The following is a 19,077-nucleotide window of genomic DNA, read 5'->3' as shown; positions in this document are numbered from 1 at the left end:
CGACCGGTCCGGCGATTTACCAAGAAGGGCCGCTCAACGTGCGGCTGGGCGTCCTTTTTTGGCAAAACGGGCAGTGCCTGGGTGGACGTCTGTGTGGTCGGCGAAGGCTGGGGCTCCGCCTGCCCGCAGGGAGTTACTCGCTGTTTCAGTTCCAGCCGGCCAGCCGGAGCAATGCAGCGGCTCCGGCCCCCGCCAGCACAACGACCAGGAAGGGCGCCCGGAGGAACAGGGCTGCAGCGGCGGCAGCCAGGGCGCCCAGCCGGGCATCGAGCACCAGCGCCTGCCCGGTAGCCAGGGTGTTGACGATTGTCAGGGACGCCAGCAACCCGATGGTCATGGTTCCTGCGATCCGGGACATTCTGGGGTTCTGCAGCAGGCTGGCCGGCACAAGGTAGCCCACCAGCTTCCATGCATAGGCGAAGAGGCAGGCCAGCAGCAACCACACCCACAGACTCATTTGGCACCTCCGGCGTTGGTGCCGTTGATGCCGTTGCCGGCGTTCGTGCCATTGCCACTGTGATGGCCGGGATGGCGCTCGGTGTAGGGGTCGATGTCCGGCTCAAGCCCTTCGTCCTTGCGGCCATGGCTGAGCCAGCCGATAACGGCGGCAACCACCGCGGCAATCAGGATGGGCACGCCCGCCGGGACGAACGGGACGGCCAGCACGGTTGCCAGTGCGCAGACGACGGCGATCGCCACCGGCTCCCGGCCCTTCAGTCGCGGCCACAGCAGGCCGAGGAACGCTGCGACGGCTGCGCCGTCGAGCCCCCACTGCTTGGGATCGCCCAGCGCGCTTCCGGCCAGGGCACCCACCGCGGTGAAGAGGTTCCAAAGCACGAAGATCCCGATGCCCGCGGCCCAGAAGCCCCTTTGCTGCTCGGCAGGATCCGTCTGCCCGGTGCTTGTGGCCGTGGACTCGTCGATGGTCAACTGGGCGGCCGCATACCGGCGCCACCCCCGCGGCCGGAGCAGCACGTTGAGCTGCATCCCGTAGATGCCGTTGCGCATTCCCAGCAGGGTGCCTGCTCCCATAGCCGCCAGCCCCGAGCCGCCGCCGGCGACCACGCCGATGAACGCAAACTGGGAGCCGCCGCTAAAAAGCAGGAAACTCAGTGCCATGGTCTGCCAGAAGTCCAGGCCCGAGGTCACGGAGAGTGCACCGAAGGACACGCCGTACAGGCCAGTGGCGATGCTGATGGACAGGCCAACACGGACCGCAGGAGAACGCAGGAGTTTCGGGGGCCAAGTGATGGGCATGCCACCACTCAATCACAGCGGAGGCCGTGATCGAGTCGCTCCGGAGCTTGCCGCCAGGGCCGGCTGCTGGAGCTGGGCCAGCACCTGCGCCGGCCGGTTGGTGGTGATCTCTTGGATGCCCAGCCCCCGGCACAGCGCCACGTCGGCCTCAGCGTCCACAGTCCAGACCCGGAAGCGGCGGCCGGCATCCCGCCAGCGCCGGACGGTCTCGGGATGCCGGCGCACGTAGTCGATGCCCGGCCCGGCCATGCCCGCTTCGCCGCCGTCGAGGATCCGTTCCCCCTCCAGCTGTGCGGCTTTCATCACGTTGGCGACGGCGCTGCCCGTAAAGGGCCCCAGGCCCAGTTCCTCTCGGATTCCGGTGACGTTCACGTCCTCCACGAGCTGGCAGATGAACTCCGCGGGCACGGCCTTGCGCAGGTGCCTGACCGAGTCGGGGCTGAAGCTCATGAAGGTCACGCGGATGTTGTCCAGCATGGATGTCCCCGCGTCCCATCCCTCTGCCCGCAGCACCTGCAGCACCCTGTCCTCCAGCTTCAGCTGGTAAGGGCTGGGATGCTTCAGCTCGATGGCCAGCCCGACGTCCCGCCCGGCGGCCCGGAGCAGGTCCAGCAGATCCGGCAGGGTGAGGAACTGCTCGGACCTGGGTCCGTAGGCCTCGGGGATCCGCACGCCCTTCCAAGCCGAAAAATCCAGCAACCGAAGCTGGTCCACGGTCCGTTCGGCCACAGGACCGGTGCCGTCCGAGGTCCGGTCCAGGTTGGAATCATGCAGCAGGACAACGTGCTGATCGCGGGTGAGGTGCACATCGCACTCCACACCGTCGGCGCCGTCGGCGAGCGCCCGGAGATAGGCCGCCCTGGTGTGCTCGGCGAAATCCGCGCTGGCACCCCGGTGAGCGTAGACCAGGGGACGGGTTGCGGCTGACTCGTCGGCTGTCATGGTCACACGTTAGCGGACCGCGGCCGCCAAAGCGGGGCTAGGCTTGGCACATGCAGGTGAACTCTGAGCCAACCACCCAGCTGGCGTCTCCCCCGGGCGAGGCCACCCGTGACCGTCCGGGAGGGGACGGGCGCGCCCCGGCGCGTTCCGCCGTCGTACGGCAGCTCACAGCCGGCGACGCCGAAAAGGCGGCTGCCCTTCGGAAGATGAAACTGGTGGCGTTGTGCCTCCTCATTGCCATGGCTGTGGTGTTCGTCGTCGCGTTCGCGCTGCAAAAGCAGTACCCGTGGTTGCAGTACGTCCGGGCCGCGGCGGAAGGCGGCATGGTGGGCGCCCTGGCCGACTGGTTCGCAGTGACGGCCCTGTTCCGCTACCCCATGGGGCTGAAAATCCCGCACACCGCCATCATCCCGCGCCGCAAGGACCAGATCGGCGCGTCCCTGGGCGAGTTCGTGGAGACCAACTTCCTCTCCGAACAGGTGGTCCAGGACAAGCTGGCCAGCATCAACATCTCCGCCAAGGCGGGCGGCTGGCTGTCCGGCCCTGGCGGCGCCGAGCGGGTGGCCAAGGAGGGCGCCGCGGTCATCCGCGGCACGTTCAAAGTACTGAACGACGACGACGTCCAGGCCGTCATCGAGGGAATGGTCCGCAAGCACCTCCTGGCTCCGCCGTGGGGACCGCCCGTGGGACGCATGGCTGAGCGGATCTTCGCCGACGGGCACCACCACAAGCTGGTGGACCTCCTCGTGGACCGGGCAGCGGATTGGGTGGCAGCCAACCACCAGATGGTCAGCCGGCTCGTCACGGAGCGCTCCCCGCAGTGGGTGCCAAGCTTCGTGGACGGCCTCGTGGGCGACAAGGTCTACATCGAGCTGCTGAAATTCACCCGCGCGGTCCAGGACGACCAGCAGCACCAGGTCCGGCTGTCCATCGACAAGTACCTGACGGACCTGGCCCAGGATCTGCAGCACGACCCCGCCATGATCGCCCGCGCGGAGGGCATCAAGGCGCAGGTGCTCGGCGACCCGGAGGTCCGGGAATTGGCGTCCCGGACCTGGGCGACCATCAAGGGCGCGCTGCTCTCCGCCGTCGACGATCCGGACAGCGAACTGACGGTGAAGTTCAAGGCGGCCGTCCGCGATTTCGGCACCCGCCTGGTCAACGACGAAGAGCTGGCAGGCAAGGTCAACGCCTGGATCGGGGATGCGGCCGGCTATCTGGTCCGCACCTATCGGTCGGACATTGCCGGGGTGATCACGGATACGGTGGCCCGCTGGGACGCCGAGGAAACGTCGCAGAAGATCGAACTCCAGGTGGGCAAGGACCTGCAGTTCATCCGGATCAACGGCACAGTGGTGGGCTCGCTTGCAGGGCTCGCCATCTTCACGGTGGCCCACCTGACCTTCGGCTGACGGGCTGCGCCCGAACGTACATCCGCCGGGTGCACCAAAAGGCTCTTGACAGGCCTGATCTCCCCGGGCCACCTTTGGTGTCAATCGCGCCGCCGGGTCTCCTGCCCGTCCCATCCGTTCGGCCCACCTGATGGAGCCCACGGATCCGGCATCGCGGCGATTATTGGGGATATTCGGATGAGGCGCCATGAGCCTGTTAACTGCCCGTCGTTTCCGTTCCGCCCTTTTCCCTTGTGCCCTCGCCCTCACCGCCCTCCTCCCGTCGCAACTTGCCCTGCCTGCGCCTGCCGGCGCGGCAACCGGCGGCGCGACACGGGTCATTGCGGAGACCGGGGACACGGGTTTCGGACCGGGCGCGCCGGGCTTGGGTGATCCGTACTATCCGTGGGACGGCAACGGCGGCTACGACGTCGGGCATTACCTGCTGGAGCTCAGCTACGACCCTGCCAGCGGGCTCCTCGCAGGCTCCGCCACCATACGCGCCCGGGCCACCCAGAACCTCTCGTCATTCAACCTGGACCTGGAGGGGCTGACTGTCCGCGAAATCGAGGTCAACCACCGGAGCGCCGCCTTCAGCCGCAGCGGTGCGGAGCTCACAGTGACTCCCCGGAAGGGAATCAGGAACGGCCGGGACTTCGAGGCCGTGGTGCACTACGACGGCATACCGAAACCGATCGTTGACCAGTTCGGGGTGTCGGGATTCCTTCGGACCGACGACGGCGCCCTGGTGATCGGCCAGCCACACGTGGCGGCCACCTGGTTCCCCGCCAATGACCATCCGTTGGACAAGGCGTCCTTCACCTTCAAAATCACTGTTCCGGACGGGCTGGAGGTGGTAGCCAACGGCGTGCTGCGCGACGAGGAGTCCGAGGATGGCAAAGCGACGTGGACCTGGCAGGCGGCCGAACCCATGGCCACCTACCTGGCCACCGCGAGCGTCGGCAAGTTCCAGCTGAACCACTACAAGAAGGACCGGATCCGCTACGTTGATGCCATAGATCCCGACCTCTTAAGCCGGTGGTGACGGCCAAAACGGGTCGAAACTTCGCATGGTCCCACAGCAGCGTGAACTCCTACACGCGCCTCACGAGAACCATCAACGTGCCGCCGTCTGGCGCCACCCTCTCGTTCGGGCTCCAGCGGGATATAGAACCGCAGTTCGACTTCGCCTTCGTTGAAGCACGGCTGACTGGCGCGGCAAGCTGGACCACCCTGCGGGACGGCAACGGACACACCACGGACAGCCCGGGAATTGCCTGCCCCGACCGGCTGGCGCTCCACCCGTTCCTGAAACACTATCTGACCGACAAGGGCGACGGGACGTGCACATCATCCGGGAGTACGGGACAGTGGTGGGCCGCGACCGGGTCAAGCGCAGGCTGGGAACCGTGGGCGTTCGATCTGGGCCGCTTCGCCGGGAAGAGCGTGGACGTAGCCATCACCTACATGAGTGACAAGGTCGGGCCGTTCGACGGCGTGTTCGTTGACGACATCACCGTCTCGACCGGACAGGGCACCACATCCTTTGAGGATGACGGGAACACATTGGATGGGTGGACTGCTGCGGCGCCGCCCCTGGGAAGTCCGCCCAACACGGTCCGGTGGTCAGCTGGCGCAGACGGTCCTCCGCCGCTGGGGGAGCGTGTCGAGGCGTCCTTCAAGAGGCAGCCCGAGATCATCGACTTCCTGTCGGGATACTTCGGCCGGTATCCCTTCAGCGCGTCCGGCGGAGTTGTGGATGACCTGAGTGGCCTTGGCTTCGCGTTGGAGAACCAGACCCGGCCCATCTACTCCAAAGACTTCTTCAAGGACCGGCAGGGAGGTGACTCAGTGGTAGTCCATGAACTGGCGCACCAGTGGGTGGGCGATGACATGGCGGTCAAGGGCTGGCGGGACATCTGGCTCAATGAGGGATTTGCGAGCTACACCGAGTGGCTCTGGAGTGAACACGAGGGCCGGGAAACGCCCCAGCAGCTGTTTGACTTCTACGCGGCCAGGATCCCGGCTGAGGCACCGTTCTGGGCCATGAAGATCAGCGATCCCGGCACCGCGGCACTGTTCGACCCCCCGGTGTACGTCCGCGGGGCGATGACCCTTCAGGCGCTGCGTGTCCTCGTGGGCGATGACGTGTTTTTCGACATCCTCCGCGAGTGGACGGATGCCCATGCCGGCGGCAATGTCTCCAGTGCAGACTTTATTGGCCTGGCACAGGAGCTGTCCGGCCAGGACCTGGGGAGCTTCTTCAACGCCTGGCTCTTTACCCCCGCCAAACCGGCCGGACTGGTGCCCGCCCTGCGCAGCGTTGTGGCACCGGCCCTGGATCCGCCGGTGACAGCACGGCTCCTCGAGCGGCGGATCGAAGCACGCCGGGAAGCGCGGTAGATCAAGGGCGCGTTAGGCGAACGGCGCCAGTTCGACTCCGTTTTCCTCAAGACCTGTCCGGACGGCGGCGGCCATTTCCACGGCGCCGGGGGTGTCGCCATGGATGCACAGCGAATCGGGGTCGACCCGGACCACGGTCCCGTCCACCGCCACTACGTCGCCCTTGAGCGCCAGGCGAACTGCCCGCTCAACGATCGGGCCGACGTCGTGCAGCACGGCACCTTCCTGCGACCGCGGCACCAGTGTGCCGTCCGGCAGGTAGGCGCGGTCCACAAACGCCTCCCGGAAAACAGGATGCCCCGCGTCCTGGGCCTGCTTCAGCAGCTCGGACCCCGGAAGTCCCAGTATGGGCAGGCCGGGATCGTAGGCCTGGATGGCTGCCACCAGCGCGGCAGCCTGGTCGGCGTCGTGGAATGCCCGGTTGTAAAGGGCGCCATGCGGCTTGACGTAGTCCACCGTGGCGCCCACCGCGTGCGCAACCCCGTCCAGTGCACCGAGTTGGTACAGGACGTCGCCGAACAGCTCGTCGAAGGACATGTCCAGGGAGCGGCGTCCAAAGCCGGCGAGGTCCCGGTAGCCGACGTGGGCGCCGACCGTGACGTCCAGTTCATAGGCGGCGCGGCAGCTGTCCAGCATCGTCACGGGGTCCCCGGCATGGAAGCCGCAAGCCACGTTGGCACTCGTGATGAGCTCGAACATGGCCGCGTCATCCCCCATGGTCCAGGAGCCGAAGGACTCCCCGAGGTCAGCGTTCAAATCCACCGGTACCACCTTCCGTTGTGCCAGGGTCCGTTTTGCCGGGTTCCGTTTTGCCGGATTCCAACGAGGGGCCTGCCGCTTCCGCCGAAGGCTTGAGCTCCCCCGGAACAGTGTCCGGCATCGGCCCAAAGGCCTCTTTGGCGTTCGCCACGACGGTGCGGCCCATCATCAGGTTTCCCGCGCCCCCCACCACCGCTCCGATGCCGAACGGCAGCGCACGTCCGAACAGGGCGGTTCCCTGCCTCCTTAGCAGGTTCCGCAGGAAGGCCTTCTGGATGCGCTCGCGGATGAAACCGGCCCCGGACTGCGACATCCGGCCTGCCAGCACGTTTCCCCAGGCCTGGCTGGCACCCTTGCCCCGGCCCATGGCCTGGCCGCTGAGCGAACCAAGCAGCGCGGTCCCCTCTTCGCCGAGCATGACGGCCATTACCAGGGTGCTGGCCTTCTCCGGGTCGATCATCCGGATCCCGTGAAGTTCGGCCAGCGAGGTGGCGTAGAGGGCTGTCGCTTCAAGGAAGCCAACTGTGGCGGCCGCGGAGAGGCCCAGCGACGCCACAGTGCCGACTCCGGGAACGACGGCGGTGGCCCCCACCAGCGCACCCCCACCGGTCACGGCCCGGAGATAGTCGCGCTCAAGGATGTCCGCGAGCTGGGCGGCGGATGCCCGCGGATTGCGGCGTTGGAGCCGGCGGATGTATGCGACCACCAGCGGGCGCTGGATCTCCACGGCCCGCAGCAGCACGTTATGGACGCCGGGCTTAGGATTGCCGTGAGCGTCGAACACGGCGTTGTGGGCTGTTTCCTGCGCGATTCTCATCGCGGGGTTACGTCGCGTGGCCATCATCACCTCTACCTCGGAATAACCGGCAGCGGATGCCGCCGTCTAGCCTTAACACTAGGCCACTCACCAACATACCAAGCATGCTGATCACCCTGCCGCTGAACCAGGCCGTCACATCGCCCAGGACTCTGCCACCGCCATGTACGCGGAGGAGGAGGGACCGCGCGGGCCGGGGTAGACAGTGGGGGCGCCGGGCCATTCGACGCCGAACTCTGCGAGTTTTCCCGTGCTGCACGGATGGTAGATGTTGCTCATCGAGGCGCTGGCGGGCCCTAGCTGGAAGTCGGGTGCGGAGAACCGCCGCCGGTCCAGCACCCCGGAGATTTCGAGGGCGGCCCGCCGCCCGGTGGCCCGGAACCCGCGTTCAAGGTCCAGTTCGACGTCGAACTCGTCCTGGGTATGGCTGACCCCGGCAAGCGGAAAACGTGCGGCCTCCGGGAAAAAGCGCGTCAGTTCGGTGGCGAGGGAGGAGGCGAAGAATTCGTTGGAGCCGTAGCTGCGCCAGCCCTGAAGCGTGGCCACCATGAGGACTGTTCCGGTTCCCCAACGGGACCAGTCAGCCACCCAGAACGAAGCAAAGCAGCTGGCGGGTTCGCCAGGAATATGGATGCCCTTCCTATCCACCGGATGCAGGGCAAGGCCAAAGTTTGCGCCGATCAGTGCCACATTGCGCCGCCCCGGCCTGGCCGGTGTGTTCCCCATGGCTAGAGCCTATCCCGCCGGCACACGTTCCACCCGGCAGAGGCTCGGCCTAAGATTGCCGTGTGGCCCTCCCCCGCGCGCTTCGACCCTTTTCCCACCGCGAATACCGTGTGCTGATCGGCGCCCTTGCCATATCCATCTTCGGCTCGGGCATGTGGGCCGTGGCCATGGTCTACCAGGTCATCCACATCGGCGGCGGTCCGCTTGAACTGTCCCTCGTGGCCGCCGCAGGCAGCGTGGGACTCGTGGCGTTCGTTCTTGCCGGCGGCATCGCGGCGGACCGCGTTCCGCAGCGGCTGCTGATCATCGCCGTCGAGGGAACCAACCTTGCCGTAATCGCAACCGTCAGCGGGCTGGCGATGGCAGGCTGGCTACAGCTCTGGCACCTGGCGGCCGGTGCCTTCATCCTTGGCGTGGGGGCCGCGTTCTTCTTCCCGGCCTACTCCGCGATTCTGCCGCGGATCCTGCCGCCGGAGGACCTGCTGGCGGCCAACGGCATGGAAGGGACCCTGCGTCCCACGCTTCAGCAGGCGGCGGGTCCTGCCGCGGCAGGCGTCGTCGCGGCCTCACTGTCCCCGTCGCACGCCGTGACCGGCGTGGCCGTATGCCACCTGCTGGCGTTCATCATCCTGAACTTCCTCGGCCAGCACGCCCTGCGGGCTCCCGGGGACGGTCCGGAGCATTCAGACACAGTGACCCCGGAGGACGGCGCCGCCAAGGTACCCGCCAAGACCTCTTTCTTCTCCGACCTCCGCGAGGGCGTCAGCTACACCGTCAGGACGCCCTGGCTCCTCTGGACCCTGCTCTGGGCCTGCATTTCGGTGCTGTTCCTCATCGGGCCCATCGATGTGCTCCTGCCCTTCGTAATCCGGGACCAGCTGGGCGGCGACAGCCGCATGTTCGGTTTCCTGCTGGCCGTCATGGGAGTGGGCAGCGCCGTCGCCTCGCTGGTCACGGCGTCCGTCCGGCTCCCGCGCCGCTACCTGACAGTCATGATGGTGTGCTGGGGAGCGGGCACCTTGCCGCTGGCGGCGGTGGGGCTCATGGATAACTTCTGGCTGCTGGCGCTGGCGCTTTTCATTTCCGGCGCCACCGGAAGCGTGGGCATGGTCATCTGGGGAACACTGCTGCAGCGGCGCGTGCCGCCGCACCTGCTGGGGCGGGTTTCCAGTCTGGACTTCTTCGTGTCCCTCGCGCTGATGCCGGTGTCCATGGCGTTGGCCGGTCCCGCCGCCTCCGTGCTCCCGATCTGGCTCATCTTCCTGGTGGCGGGCGGGGTGTGCCCGGTCATGGCGGTGACGGCCCTGCTGGTGGCCCGGATGTCAACGGATGAAATCGCCCATCCGCTGGACCGCCTGGGCCACCTGCCGGCAGGAGCCGAGGCCACCATCTAGCCCGGTTCACAAGCCCCGCATTACTAGCCCCGCGTCACGCGCGTGCGCGCACCACCGGGAGGCTCGCGGTCGGCGGCCCGCTCGGGAATACCGATGGCTCCGGGACGTGCACAGGATCCAGGGGAACGCGCACCGGCTGGGAAGCCACCGCGAACCGAACCCCGCGTACGTCCACGTCCAACGCTTCGCCCTCGAGGACCGTCAGAGTGATTGCGTCCTGATCGAGTTCCACCAGGAGCGGGCGGCCCTGCAGCCTCAGCTGAAAGCGCAGGGTGTCCCATTCCCCAGGCAGCCGCGGATCAAAGAACGGCACGGGTCCCTGGTCGCGGAGCCCGGCAAAGCCGCACACGAGTGAGCTCCACACTCCGCCGGTGGAGGCGATGTGGACGCCGTCGATCGTGTTCCCGTGGGTATTGTCCAGGTCGATGAACGCGGCATTGGTGAAGTGCTCCAGGGCAGCCTTCCGGTAACCCACCTCGGCGGCCATGATCCCCTGGACGCACGCTGAGAGCGTGGAGTCTCCCGTGGTGATGGGATCGTAGAAATCGAAGGCCCGGCGCTTTTCCTCGGCGGTGAACTCCTGCCACTGCAGGAACATGGCCAGCACCGTGTCCGCCTGCTTCAGCACCTGGTGGCGGTAGATCACCAGCGGATGGAAGTTCAGCAGCAGCGGGTACTTGGAGCGCGGCGTCGTCCAGTCCCACGGCTCGAGGGTCATGAAGTCGTTGTCCTGCGAGTACACCTGGAAGTGCTCATCGAACGGAAGCTGGATGCGCTCCGCAGCCGCCTCCCACAACTCCCGCTCGGCGTCGTCCACTGCCGGGTGGTCCAGCGCGGCGGCGGCCCGCAGGTTAAACCGTGCCATGACGTTCGTATAGAGATTGTCGTTCACCACCGCGGTGTACTCGTCCGGGCCGGTCACGCCGTGGATGTGGAACGCGCCGTCCTTGCCGAAGAAGCCCAGCGAAACCCACATGCGGGCGGTTTCGATGAGCAGGTCGGCTCCCATCCCGGCCCTGAACTCGGAGTCGCCGCTGGCCCAGACGTACCTGTTGGTGGCGAAGGCAACGGCGGCGGCGATGTGGAACTGCGCAGTGCCGGCAGCGTAGTACGCGCTCGCTTCCAGTCCGTTAATGGTGCGCCAGGGGAACAGCGCGCCGTCCACGCTCAGCTCCTTGGCACGGATCTTGGCGTCCGGGAGCATCTCGTGACGGAACTCCAAAACCTGGCGCGCGCCGTCGGGGTTTGAATACGTCAGGTACGGCAGGAGGTAAACCTCCTGGTCCCAGAAGTAGTGCCCGTCGTAGCCGGAGCCGGTGACGCCCTTGGCCGGGATACCGGCGACGCCGGCCCTTGCGGTGGCCTGCGCAAGCTGGAAAAGGTTCCAGCGGATGGCCTGCTGGAGTTCGGGCTGCCCGCCCACCTGGATGTCGGCGTCGGCCCAGTAGCTGCGGTAGTGCGCCTCGCTTTCGGCGAAGACGTCGCCTACCGGCTTCAGCCCGGCTTCAGCCGCGTCCGCCGGGTCCTCTCCCGCTTCCGCGTCGGCGGCGCCGGGCAGACCGGTCCGGGTACCCCGGGCCACCGCGTAGCTGACGCTCTTTTCGAGCCGGAACGGCTCCTCAGCAGCAATCGCCAACACATAACGGACGCTGCTGTCGTCCTGGTCCACGAGGGTGTCGAACGGCTGGTGGCCGGCGGACGTCCAGTGGTCGACGGCGATCCCCACGCGCTGCTTCGACTCCGCGGCCTCCCACGACAGGCGCAGCGAACCGTCTCCGCCCTCCATCCTGAGTGGCAGCAGGACCCGGCCTGCGTGCCGGCCCGCGCGGCGCGGATCATGAGTGGAGTGGTCCTCCACGGGTTGGTCCTGCCGGTTGATGACGGACGAGGTGACGTCCGCTGAGACGGCTCGGTCGGCCGAGACCTCCAGGGAGATGCCCAGGCTGCCGCGCGCTTCGAAGCCGACGGCCCGGCGCTCCACCGTAGTCACTGTGGCACCGGAACGGCACTGCCACACGATGCAGCACTCGTAGATGCCGGTGGCGAAGTCCACGGACCTGCGGTAGTCCAGGACGGTCGACTCGGAAAGGCTGAGCATTTCGCCGTCGATGACCACGGTGAAGTTGTTGGCATCCGGAATGTAAAGGATGCGCTGGCCCGTGCGCGCGAAACCAAAGGCATTCTCGGCGTGCTTGATGTCCCAGATCTCGTGGAACCCGTTGATGAAGCTGCCGGGCAGCGCAGCATCCGCCGCGGCCCAGTGGGCACCCCGGACACCGAGGTGGCCGTTGCCGAGCGCAAAAAGCGTTTCGAGCGTTCCGGCGTCGCCGGGTGCGTGGCTCGTTTCCACGAGCTTCCAGGGATCATTGGGGAAGCGGACGCGGTCAGCGTTGATGAGTGCCATGAGAGGCGTTCCTTAGGCGGTCGAAAATGGTGCTGGAAGTTCTGACGAGGCTGGCGGTACCCCGGTTGCGACCCTGGGGCTGCGGTGCTGCGGGGCTCGGGCTGCGGGACTGCGGGACTAGAGAAGTTCCTCGAGGTCGCTGACCACAAGGGTGGCGCCGGCGTCGAGCAGCGTCTGCCGTCCGGCACCGCGGTCCACGCCGATGACTGAATGGAAACTGCCGGCGCTGCCCGCCTGCACGCCGGACACTGCGTCCTCAACGACGACGCACTGCTCGCTGGGCAGCTCCAGGAGCCGGGCGGCGTACTCGTAGGTTGCCGGGTCCGGCTTGCCGGGCAGCCCTTCCTCAGCGGCCACGACGCCGTCCACGACCACCGGGAACCGGTCCGCCAGCCCCGCCGAACGCAGCACCGAAGGGGCGTTCCTTGAGGAGGAGACGACGGCGACCTTCAGTCCGCGGTCGAGTGCGGCTTCCAGGAAACGCACCGATCCCGCATAGGGCTCCACCCCGGCGCTGACAATGTCGTTGAAGATCCTGTTCTTCCGGTTGCCGAGGCCCTGGACCGTGGTGTTGTCCGGATCGTCATCGGCGGGGCCCTCGGGAAGGGTGATGCCGCGGGACGTCAGAAAGTCCCGGACGCCGTCGAACCTTGGCTTGCCGTCGATGTGGTCGAAGTAATCGCTCTCCCGGTACCCGACCTTTTCGGGGACGGTTTCGAGGTACCCGTCGAACAGCTCCTGCCAGGCGCGCTCGTGGACCACGGCCGTGGGCGTGAGCACGCCGTCCAAGTCAAAGAGGATGGCGGCGGCGCCGGTCCAGCTGTTCGGCCGGCTGCCAGCGCTGGTATTCAGGATTTCGGTCATGCTTAGTTCCGTGTCCTTTCGGGGTCGGACAGCAATATGTCGGGGATTACCAGGAAACGTGGTCGCCAGTGACCAAAGGGATATGCGTGCAGGACCTGCCGCTCGGAACCTTTCATCCAGGGCGCCGGCGGCCCGGAAAGTTCCGTTGTGGTGATTCTGCAATTTGAAGGAAAGGCCGGCGTTTCGCGCGGACCGGGCTGCGTTGCCCTGGCCGCAAACGGCGGCGTCCCGCTGCTTGCGCGGCCGGTCTGGTTGGGTTCCGGCCGGGTTATGTCCGGCGCGTGAATTCGCCCGGTTCGGCCGCTTGCACCGCGGCGTTGCGGGCCAGGCAGAACGCTTGCATGCGCGGGCGCACGACTTTTGGCCTACGTCCATGATGGGGGCGCGGGCGGTTCAGGGCAAGCCAGCTGAACATCCCCGCGGGATGGGTGGCGCAAGGATGCATGGCGCGGGCCTGCCCTTTCGAACACTCTTGAGTCGTGCACTGCCAGCCGCCCACCGCCGGGCGGACGACTGATGGCCGGATCCCGGCCGAAGAAGAGTGTAAGCGCTTGCAGATTTAACCTGCAACTGTTTTTATTTCCGCTGCTGATTCCGTGAGGCGCCCCCTTGGCCGGCGCCCGGACTCAGCGCAGTACGTAATGCCGCAGGAACGCACTGACGTCCACCATCTCGGCCTTGGACATGGCGTGGCCCATGCCGGGATAAGTGCGCGCCGTGAGCCGGGTGTGCGTGTTCAGCCATTCCTCCGTGAAGGCCGTTGCGTCTCCATTGATGACGAGGTCCGCTTTATCCCTCCCCCAGAAGAATGGGGGCCGCTCATCGAGGGACTCGCTGAGCGCCAGCAGGTCGTTGTTCAGGACGAACCCGGAAAGCCCCACCACCGCGGGGAAATCCTGGGGCCGCAGGCGCAGAAGGGTGCTCGCCATGGCCATCCCCTGGGAATAGCCCAGCAGGCTCACGCTGGTGTGGAGCGGCCTGGCCGAGTCGATCCAGGAGAACACGGAATTGGCGGCCGCGATGACGTCGGCAAAATCGTTGGTCAGGAAATAATCCAGCAGGAACCAGCCGTAACCGTTCGCGATTGGCATGGGCGCCCGGAGCGCGGCGCAAGTGAAATCCTGGGGCAAATAATCGAAGAGATTGACCATCCTGGATTCGTCGGTGCCGTAACCGTGCATCATTACCAGCAGCGGGGTGCCGGCACGCTCCTCTTCCGGCTTGGACCATACAACCGTCTCCATCCGATCAGCCTAGCGAGTCCCCGGAAAGCCGGACCCTCGCTGACCTGCGGATTTGATTGAAACCGGGGTTACCGGGATGTAGCCTGACGCTTGACAGCATGCTTAGCAAATGAGGCCGGCAAACCGCACGAACCAGAGTTGCGGGAAGCCGCGAACGCAAGGAGCAAGTCATGAGAATCGGTTCCTCCATCTTCCTTATTGCCCTCGGCGCCATTCTCGCCTGGGCCATCACGCCGGGCCTTATCCCAAATGTGGATCTGACACTGATCGGTTACATCCTGATGGCCGTCGGCGTCATTGGCCTCATCGTCTCGCTGGTCATTGCTTCCCCGGGCAGGAGCCGCCGCGTGAGCGAGACGCGCTCAGTCGTGGATCCAAATACGGGCGAGAGAATCACCAGGAACGAAAGTCGCGACAACGGCCTTTAGCGCGGCGCGGAAACTAGCGCGCAGCAGTGAACGCATCAGGCAGCGCCGGACCGGACCTTCGGGTCAGGTCCGGCGCTTTTGGTTTTCTGTGGTTTTTCGTTGACAAAGCAACATGAACGAAGATAAAGTCAAGTACTTGCAGATCTGTGATAACGGTCACGATGGAACAGATCCAAGCAATCAACGGATGCAGGAAAGACGCGCTGCGGGACATGCAGGGCTGTCAGTACGCAATGGAGGGTATGTGTTTGCCGAGGAGCGTCAGCAGCAGATCGCCGGGCTCGTTGCAGCCAGCGGCCGCGCCAGCGTGACCGACCTCGCCGAGCGCTTCCGCATCACCACCGAAACGGTCCGCCGGGACCTGGCTGCCCTGGAATCGGCCGGCACGGTGCGCCGCGTCCACGGCGGCGCCGTCTCCGCAGACCGCTTTAGCACCACGGAGGAGAGCATCCTCGAGCGGACCATCCAGCGGCAGGCGCAGAAGCTGCGCATCGCCGAGGCCGCCCTCGGCTTCCTGCCGAAAGGCCCCTCCAGCAGCATCCTCCTGGACGCCGGTTCCACCACCGAAGTCCTCGCTGACCTCCTCGCCCGCCGCGGCGCATCAAGTCCTGCCAAGCCGGCCGATCCCGCCCAGGAGCTCCTGGTCATTACCCACGCCGTCCCCATCGCCGCCAAGCTTGCCAGCACACCCGGCATCGCCCTGCAGATTCTGGGCGGCCGGGTCCGCGGGCTCACACAGGCCGCCGTGGGCCAAGGAACTGTGGAAGCGGCCGGCAGGCTGCGACCGGACATCGCTTTCGTGGGGACCAACGGCATCCACGCCACCTTCGGCCTCAGCACACCAGATTCTGAAGAAGCCGCAGTCAAGGCTGCCTTCGTCCATTCGGCACGCCGCATTGTGGTCCTCGCCGATTCGTCCAAGCTGGAAGCGGAAACGCTCGTCCAGTTCGCCTCTTTGAAAGATCTGGATACCGTGATCACTGACCGCAAACCCGGCTCCGAACTAGCAGCGGCCCTCGCCGAGGCCGGCGTGGAGGTGGTAGTCGCATGATTGTCACCCTCACAGCCAATCCCAGCCTGGACCGGACGGTGGCGCTGCCCGGCCCGCTCGAGCGGGGCGAAGTCCAGCGCGCAGTTTCCGTCCGCCAGGAGTCCGGCGGCAAGGGAGTCAATGTTTCCCGCGCCCTCGTGACCTCCGGCCTCGAGACACTTGCGGTGCTGCCCGGCGCGGAATCCGATCCCGTGCTGGCGGGCCTGCGGGAAGAAGGCGTGCCCTTCGCGTCGCTCGCCATCCACGAAGCGCTGCGCACCAACGTGGCCCTGACGGAGCCGGGCGGTGTGACCACCAAGATCAACGAGCCCGGCCCGGTCCTCGCCGCGGACGCCCAGGAGGCGCTGATCAGCCTGCTCCTGGAACGTTCGCGCGGAGCCAGCTGGGTGGTCCTGGCCGGTTCGCTTCCGCCCGGTGTTCCCGCTGATTTCTACGCCACAGTCACCCGGCGGCTGCGCAATGCCGACGCCGGGGCGGGCGTTCCGAAGATTGCTGTCGACTCCTCCGGCGCTCCCCTGGCAGCGGCCGTAGCCGGCGACGCAACAGAAGCTGCGTCCGGAAAACCGGACCTGCTCAAACCCAATGCCGAGGAGCTGGCGGAACTGGCCGCAGCAGCAGGTTTTTCCTCGGCAAGCACGGCTGAGGAACTCGAAGCGGATCCGTACGCTGCCGCCGCGGCAGCTGCCGCTGTCGTGCGTTCCGGTGTGGGGGCCGTGTTGGCAACGCTCGGTTCCAAGGGCGCTGTCCTCGTGACGGCCGACGGCGCGTGGCTGGCCACGCATCCGCCGGTCACCGCAGTCAGTACGGTCGGCGCCGGTGACTCGTCGCTGGCCGGCTACCTGCTGGCCGCCAGCCAGGGCGCCGCCCCGGCTGACTGCCTCCGCCAGGCTGTGGCGCATGGCGCCGCCGCCGCTTCCCTGCCGGGCTCCACCGTTCCGGCAGTCCACCAAACAACCCCCGACGCCGTAACCATCACGGCCCTCCGGAAGGATTGACAGTGACTCAGCTCATCACCGCGGACCTGGTCGAGCTTGACCAGAACCTGGGCAATTCGCCCGAGGACGTGATCCGGCACCTGGCCGGCCGTGTTGCCGCCAACGGACGTGCGAGCGAAGTTGAAGGCCTCTTCACCGATGCCTTCGCCCGCGAGCAGAAGACGGCCACCGGCGTGCCCGGCGGCATCGCCATCCCGCACTGCCGCTCGGCCGCCGTAACCGAACCCACCCTCGCCATGGCACGCCTGTCCCAGCCCGTCGATTTCGGCGCCAAGGACGGCCCCGCCGACCTCATCTTCTTCATCGCTGCACCGGCCGGCGCCGACCAGGAGCACCTGAAGCTGCTGTCCAAGCTCGCCCGCTCGCTGATCAAGAAGGACTTCACCGGCTCGCTCCGTGCGGCTGCTTCCCGGGAAGAAATCGTGGAGCTCGTGGACAACGCGCTGGCGGACAAGCCTGCTGCCGCTGCCGCACCGGAAACGGCTGCGGCCACGGCTTCCGCTTCAACCGGCGCCGCCGCTGCCGGTGCTGCTGCTGGCGGTGCCGCTTCCGGCGGACCGCGGCGCCTCGTCGCCGTAACTGCCTGCCCAACCGGCATCGCGCACACCTATATGGCTGCAGACTCCCTCGTGGCCGCAGCCAAGGAAGTGGGCGTGGACCTGCAGGTCGAAACCCAGGGCTCCTCGGGCGCCAAGCCGCTGGACCCCGCAGTCATCGCCGCTGCCGACGCCGTGATCTTCGCCGTCGATGTGGACGTTCGCGGCAAGGAGCGCTTCGCGGGCAAGCCGGTCATCAACGCGCCGGTCAAGCGCGGCATCGACGAGCCCGCCAAGATGGTCCAGGAAGCGCTGGACGCGGCAGACAACCCGCGCGCCCACCGGGTTCCGCACTTCGGTGCTGAGGAGCAGGCTGAGCGGGAGGCCGCCGAAAAGGGTGAGCACATCGGCCAGAAGTTGAAGAAGGCACTGCTCACCGGCGTCAGCTACATGATCCCGTTCGTCGCCGGCGGCGGCCTGCTGATCGCGCTGGGCTTCCTGCTCGCGGGTTTCGACATCGCCCTGGGCACCAAGGCCAATGACATCCTGGCCAACAACTCCCTGGTCAATCTTCCCGACGGCAACCTCGCCCTGTACCTCGGCACCGTATTCTTCAAGATCGGTGCCCTGTCCATGGGCTTCCTGGTTCCCGCCCTCGCCGGCTACATTGCGTACGCAATCGCCGACCGCCCGGGTATTGCACCGGGCTTCGTTGCCGGCGCTGTCTCCGGCTTCATGGGCGCCGGCTTCCTCGGCGGCATCGTCGGCGGCCTGCTCGCCGGCTACATCGCCCACCTGATCGGAACATGGTCAGTGCCGCGCTGGCTCCGTGGCCTGATGCCCGTCGTCATCATTCCGCTGCTGGCCTCAATCATCGCCTCCGGCGCGATGTTCCTGTTCCTGGGTGGACCGATTGCCGCCATCACCGTCGGCCTGAACACCTGGCTGTCCGGCATGTCCGGCGCCTCGGCCATCGTCCTGGGCATCATCCTCGGCCTCATGATGTGCTTCGACCTCGGCGGCCCCGTGAACAAGGTGGCCTACGCCTTCGCCGTCGCAGGCCTCGGCGCCGGCAGCGCAACCAACCAGGCACCCTGGCAGATCATGGCCACCGTGATGGCCGCCGGCATGGTGCCGCCGCTGGCCATGGCCCTGGCCACCGTCCTGGACAAGAAGGTCTTCAGCCTGGCCGAGCGCGAGAACGGCAAGGCAGCCTGGCTGCTGGGCGCCTCCTTCATCTCCGAGGGCGCCATTCCGTTCGCGGCAGCTGACCCGCTCCGCGTCATCCCCGCCAGCATGGTCGGCGGCGCAGTCACAGGTGCCCTCACCATGGCCTTCGGCGTCACGTCACAGGCACCCCACGGCGGCATCTTCGTGTTCTTCGCCATCGGCAACGTGCTGATGTTCATCGTGTCCATCCTGGCCGGAACCGTGGTCACAGCCCTCATCGTGGTGGCCCTCAAACGCTGGGCTGCCCGCAAGGCCGTTGATACGGTGGAGACCGTCCCTGTAACTGTCTGACCCCCGCTGTCCTTCAGCATTCCAACCCGCACTGCAATTGCAAGGAGCAGAAATGTCCGAACGTAACGCAACTGTCGCCAGCCGCGTAGGCCTGCACGCCCGCCCCGCCGCCATCTTCGCCGAGGCCGCAGGCGAGTTTGACCTCGACATCACCATCGCCCGCGAAGGGGAGCCGGCCGACGAAGCAATGGACGCCGCCAGCATCCTTTCCCTCATGAGCCTTGGCGCATCGCACGGCGACGTTGTGGTGCTCCGGGCCGAGGGTGACGGGGCTGATGCAGCGCTCGAGCGTCTGGTTCAGATCCTGGAAACGGATCACGACGCCGAATAGGCACCGCGCGCTTT

At 66.7% G+C, this 19,077-nt stretch carries 18 protein-coding genes; 9 read left to right on the top strand and 9 right to left on the bottom strand.

The window, feature by feature from the left end:
- Positions 1-145: 145 nt before the first annotated feature.
- From ACHMXB_RS19590 to ACHMXB_RS19580, 3 genes are read right to left on the bottom strand one after another with little or no spacing between them, the layout of a single operon-like run.
- Positions 146-457 (bottom strand): AzlD domain-containing protein, encoded by a 312-nt coding sequence (locus ACHMXB_RS19590; protein WP_395401137.1) that lies wholly within the window; start codon positions 455-457, stop codon positions 146-148.
- Entirely contained in the window at positions 454-1,257 is an 804-nt protein-coding gene (locus ACHMXB_RS19585; RefSeq protein ID WP_395401135.1) for an AzlC family ABC transporter permease, read from the bottom strand. The genes ACHMXB_RS19590 and ACHMXB_RS19585 overlap by 4 nt, the downstream gene beginning before the upstream one ends.
- 12 nt (positions 1,258-1,269) lie before the next feature.
- The gene (locus ACHMXB_RS19580) at positions 1,270-2,199 is read right to left on the bottom strand and encodes a glycerophosphodiester phosphodiesterase (protein WP_395401133.1); all 930 of its coding nucleotides are present in this window, start codon (positions 2,197-2,199) and stop codon (positions 1,270-1,272) included.
- A 50-nt stretch (positions 2,200-2,249) separates the two neighbouring features.
- On the opposite strand from ACHMXB_RS19580, the gene ACHMXB_RS19575 reads away from it, so the two are divergent.
- The 3 genes from ACHMXB_RS19575 (at position 2,250) to ACHMXB_RS19565 (ending at position 5,993) form a co-directional block, all read left to right on the top strand.
- Positions 2,250-3,611 carry a DUF445 domain-containing protein gene (locus ACHMXB_RS19575; protein ID WP_395401131.1) on the top strand — a complete coding sequence of 454 codons (1,362 nt, stop codon included), beginning with the start codon at positions 2,250-2,252 and terminating at the stop codon, positions 3,609-3,611.
- A gap of 187 nt (positions 3,612-3,798) precedes the next feature.
- Positions 3,799-4,635: a hypothetical protein gene (locus tag ACHMXB_RS19570; RefSeq protein ID WP_395401129.1), complete on the top strand. Its 837-nt coding sequence runs from the start codon at positions 3,799-3,801 to the stop codon at positions 4,633-4,635.
- Between the two features lie 41 nt (positions 4,636-4,676).
- The gene (locus ACHMXB_RS19565; RefSeq protein WP_395401127.1) at positions 4,677-5,993 is read left to right on the top strand and encodes a M1 family aminopeptidase; all 1,317 of its coding nucleotides are present in this window, start codon (positions 4,677-4,679) and stop codon (positions 5,991-5,993) included.
- Positions 5,994-6,005: 12 nt separating this feature from the next.
- On the opposite strand, the gene ACHMXB_RS19560 is transcribed toward ACHMXB_RS19565, so the two are convergent.
- The 3 genes from ACHMXB_RS19560 to ACHMXB_RS19550 all read right to left on the bottom strand — a co-directional run bounded on the left by ACHMXB_RS19560 (position 6,006) and on the right by ACHMXB_RS19550 (position 8,295).
- A complete protein-coding gene (locus ACHMXB_RS19560) occupies positions 6,006-6,755 on the bottom strand; it encodes a LamB/YcsF family protein (RefSeq protein ID WP_395401125.1) in 750 nt (249 codons plus the stop codon).
- Positions 6,739-7,593, bottom strand: a complete 855-nt coding sequence (locus ACHMXB_RS19555; RefSeq protein ID WP_395405356.1) for a hypothetical protein — start codon at positions 7,591-7,593, stop codon at positions 6,739-6,741. Before ACHMXB_RS19555 ends, ACHMXB_RS19560 begins: the two co-directional genes overlap by 17 nt.
- Positions 7,594-7,704: 111 nt before the next feature.
- The gene (locus ACHMXB_RS19550) at positions 7,705-8,295 is read right to left on the bottom strand and encodes a hypothetical protein (RefSeq protein ID WP_395401123.1); all 591 of its coding nucleotides are present in this window, start codon (positions 8,293-8,295) and stop codon (positions 7,705-7,707) included.
- 62 nt (positions 8,296-8,357) lie between these two features.
- Here ACHMXB_RS19550 and ACHMXB_RS19545 point away from each other — a divergent pair, with 62 nt between their 5' ends.
- Positions 8,358-9,689 (top strand): MFS transporter, encoded by a 1,332-nt coding sequence (locus ACHMXB_RS19545; protein ID WP_395401121.1) that lies wholly within the window; start codon positions 8,358-8,360, stop codon positions 9,687-9,689.
- Between the two features lie 34 nt (positions 9,690-9,723).
- On the opposite strand, the gene ACHMXB_RS19540 is transcribed toward ACHMXB_RS19545, so the two are convergent.
- The 3 genes from ACHMXB_RS19540 to ACHMXB_RS19530 all read right to left on the bottom strand — a co-directional run bounded on the left by ACHMXB_RS19540 (position 9,724) and on the right by ACHMXB_RS19530 (position 14,201).
- The gene (locus ACHMXB_RS19540) at positions 9,724-12,093 is read right to left on the bottom strand and encodes a glycoside hydrolase family 65 protein (RefSeq protein WP_395401119.1); all 2,370 of its coding nucleotides are present in this window, start codon (positions 12,091-12,093) and stop codon (positions 9,724-9,726) included.
- A gap of 117 nt (positions 12,094-12,210) precedes the next feature.
- Positions 12,211-12,957 (bottom strand): HAD family hydrolase, encoded by a 747-nt coding sequence (locus tag ACHMXB_RS19535; RefSeq protein ID WP_395401117.1) that lies wholly within the window; start codon positions 12,955-12,957, stop codon positions 12,211-12,213.
- A 626-nt stretch (positions 12,958-13,583) separates the two neighbouring features.
- Positions 13,584-14,201, bottom strand: coding sequence for an alpha/beta hydrolase (locus tag ACHMXB_RS19530; RefSeq protein WP_395401115.1), 618 nt, complete (start codon positions 14,199-14,201; stop codon positions 13,584-13,586).
- A gap of 170 nt (positions 14,202-14,371) precedes the next feature.
- Here ACHMXB_RS19530 and ACHMXB_RS19525 point away from each other — a divergent pair, with 170 nt between their 5' ends.
- The 5 genes from ACHMXB_RS19525 (at position 14,372) to ACHMXB_RS19505 (ending at position 19,063) form a co-directional block, all read left to right on the top strand.
- Positions 14,372-14,629: a DUF6458 family protein gene (locus ACHMXB_RS19525; protein ID WP_395401113.1), complete on the top strand. Its 258-nt coding sequence runs from the start codon at positions 14,372-14,374 to the stop codon at positions 14,627-14,629.
- Between the two features lie 244 nt (positions 14,630-14,873).
- A complete protein-coding gene (locus ACHMXB_RS19520; RefSeq protein WP_395401111.1) occupies positions 14,874-15,680 on the top strand; it encodes a DeoR/GlpR family DNA-binding transcription regulator in 807 nt (268 codons plus the stop codon).
- The gene (locus ACHMXB_RS19515) at positions 15,677-16,675 is read left to right on the top strand and encodes a 1-phosphofructokinase family hexose kinase (protein WP_395401109.1); all 999 of its coding nucleotides are present in this window, start codon (positions 15,677-15,679) and stop codon (positions 16,673-16,675) included. Before ACHMXB_RS19520 ends, ACHMXB_RS19515 begins: the two co-directional genes overlap by 4 nt.
- Positions 16,676-16,677: 2 nt before the next feature.
- Entirely contained in the window at positions 16,678-18,732 is a 2,055-nt protein-coding gene (locus ACHMXB_RS19510) for a fructose-specific PTS transporter subunit EIIC (protein WP_395401107.1), read from the top strand.
- A 52-nt stretch (positions 18,733-18,784) separates the two neighbouring features.
- Positions 18,785-19,063, top strand: coding sequence for an HPr family phosphocarrier protein (locus ACHMXB_RS19505; protein ID WP_102972873.1), 279 nt, complete (start codon positions 18,785-18,787; stop codon positions 19,061-19,063).
- The last annotated feature ends 14 nt before the right edge of the window (positions 19,064-19,077 follow it).

Source organism: Arthrobacter sp. UC242_113, assembly GCF_044054585.1.
Classification (GTDB): Bacteria; Actinomycetota; Actinomycetes; order Actinomycetales; family Micrococcaceae; genus Arthrobacter.
Note: the sequence above shows the minus strand (reverse complement) of the source record. Positions and strands in the feature narration are given on the sequence as shown.

Bases quoted from the DNA above. Each gene is read 5' to 3' on its own strand.
- ACHMXB_RS19590 (WP_395401137.1), bottom strand. From the start codon at position 457: ATGAGTCTGTGGGTGTGGTTGCTGCTGGCCTGCCTCTTCGCCTATGCA.
- ACHMXB_RS19585 (WP_395401135.1), bottom strand. From the start codon at position 1,257: ATGCCCATCACTTGGCCCCCGAAACTCCTGCGTTCTCCTGCGGTCCGT.
- ACHMXB_RS19580 (WP_395401133.1), bottom strand. From the start codon at position 2,199: ATGACAGCCGACGAGTCAGCCGCAACCCGTCCCCTGGTCTACGCTCAC.
- ACHMXB_RS19575 (WP_395401131.1), top strand. From the start codon at position 2,250: ATGCAGGTGAACTCTGAGCCAACCACCCAGCTGGCGTCTCCCCCGGGC.
- ACHMXB_RS19570 (WP_395401129.1), top strand. From the start codon at position 3,799: ATGAGCCTGTTAACTGCCCGTCGTTTCCGTTCCGCCCTTTTCCCTTGT.
- ACHMXB_RS19555 (WP_395405356.1), bottom strand. From the start codon at position 7,593: ATGGCCACGCGACGTAACCCCGCGATGAGAATCGCGCAGGAAACAGCC.
- ACHMXB_RS19550 (WP_395401123.1), bottom strand. From the start codon at position 8,295: ATGGGGAACACACCGGCCAGGCCGGGGCGGCGCAATGTGGCACTGATC.
- ACHMXB_RS19540 (WP_395401119.1), bottom strand. From the start codon at position 12,093: ATGGCACTCATCAACGCTGACCGCGTCCGCTTCCCCAATGATCCCTGG.
- ACHMXB_RS19535 (WP_395401117.1), bottom strand. From the start codon at position 12,957: ATGACCGAAATCCTGAATACCAGCGCTGGCAGCCGGCCGAACAGCTGG.
- ACHMXB_RS19530 (WP_395401115.1), bottom strand. From the start codon at position 14,201: ATGGAGACGGTTGTATGGTCCAAGCCGGAAGAGGAGCGTGCCGGCACC.
- ACHMXB_RS19525 (WP_395401113.1), top strand. From the start codon at position 14,372: ATGAGAATCGGTTCCTCCATCTTCCTTATTGCCCTCGGCGCCATTCTC.
- ACHMXB_RS19515 (WP_395401109.1), top strand. From the start codon at position 15,677: ATGATTGTCACCCTCACAGCCAATCCCAGCCTGGACCGGACGGTGGCG.
- ACHMXB_RS19505 (WP_102972873.1), top strand. From the start codon at position 18,785: ATGTCCGAACGTAACGCAACTGTCGCCAGCCGCGTAGGCCTGCACGCC.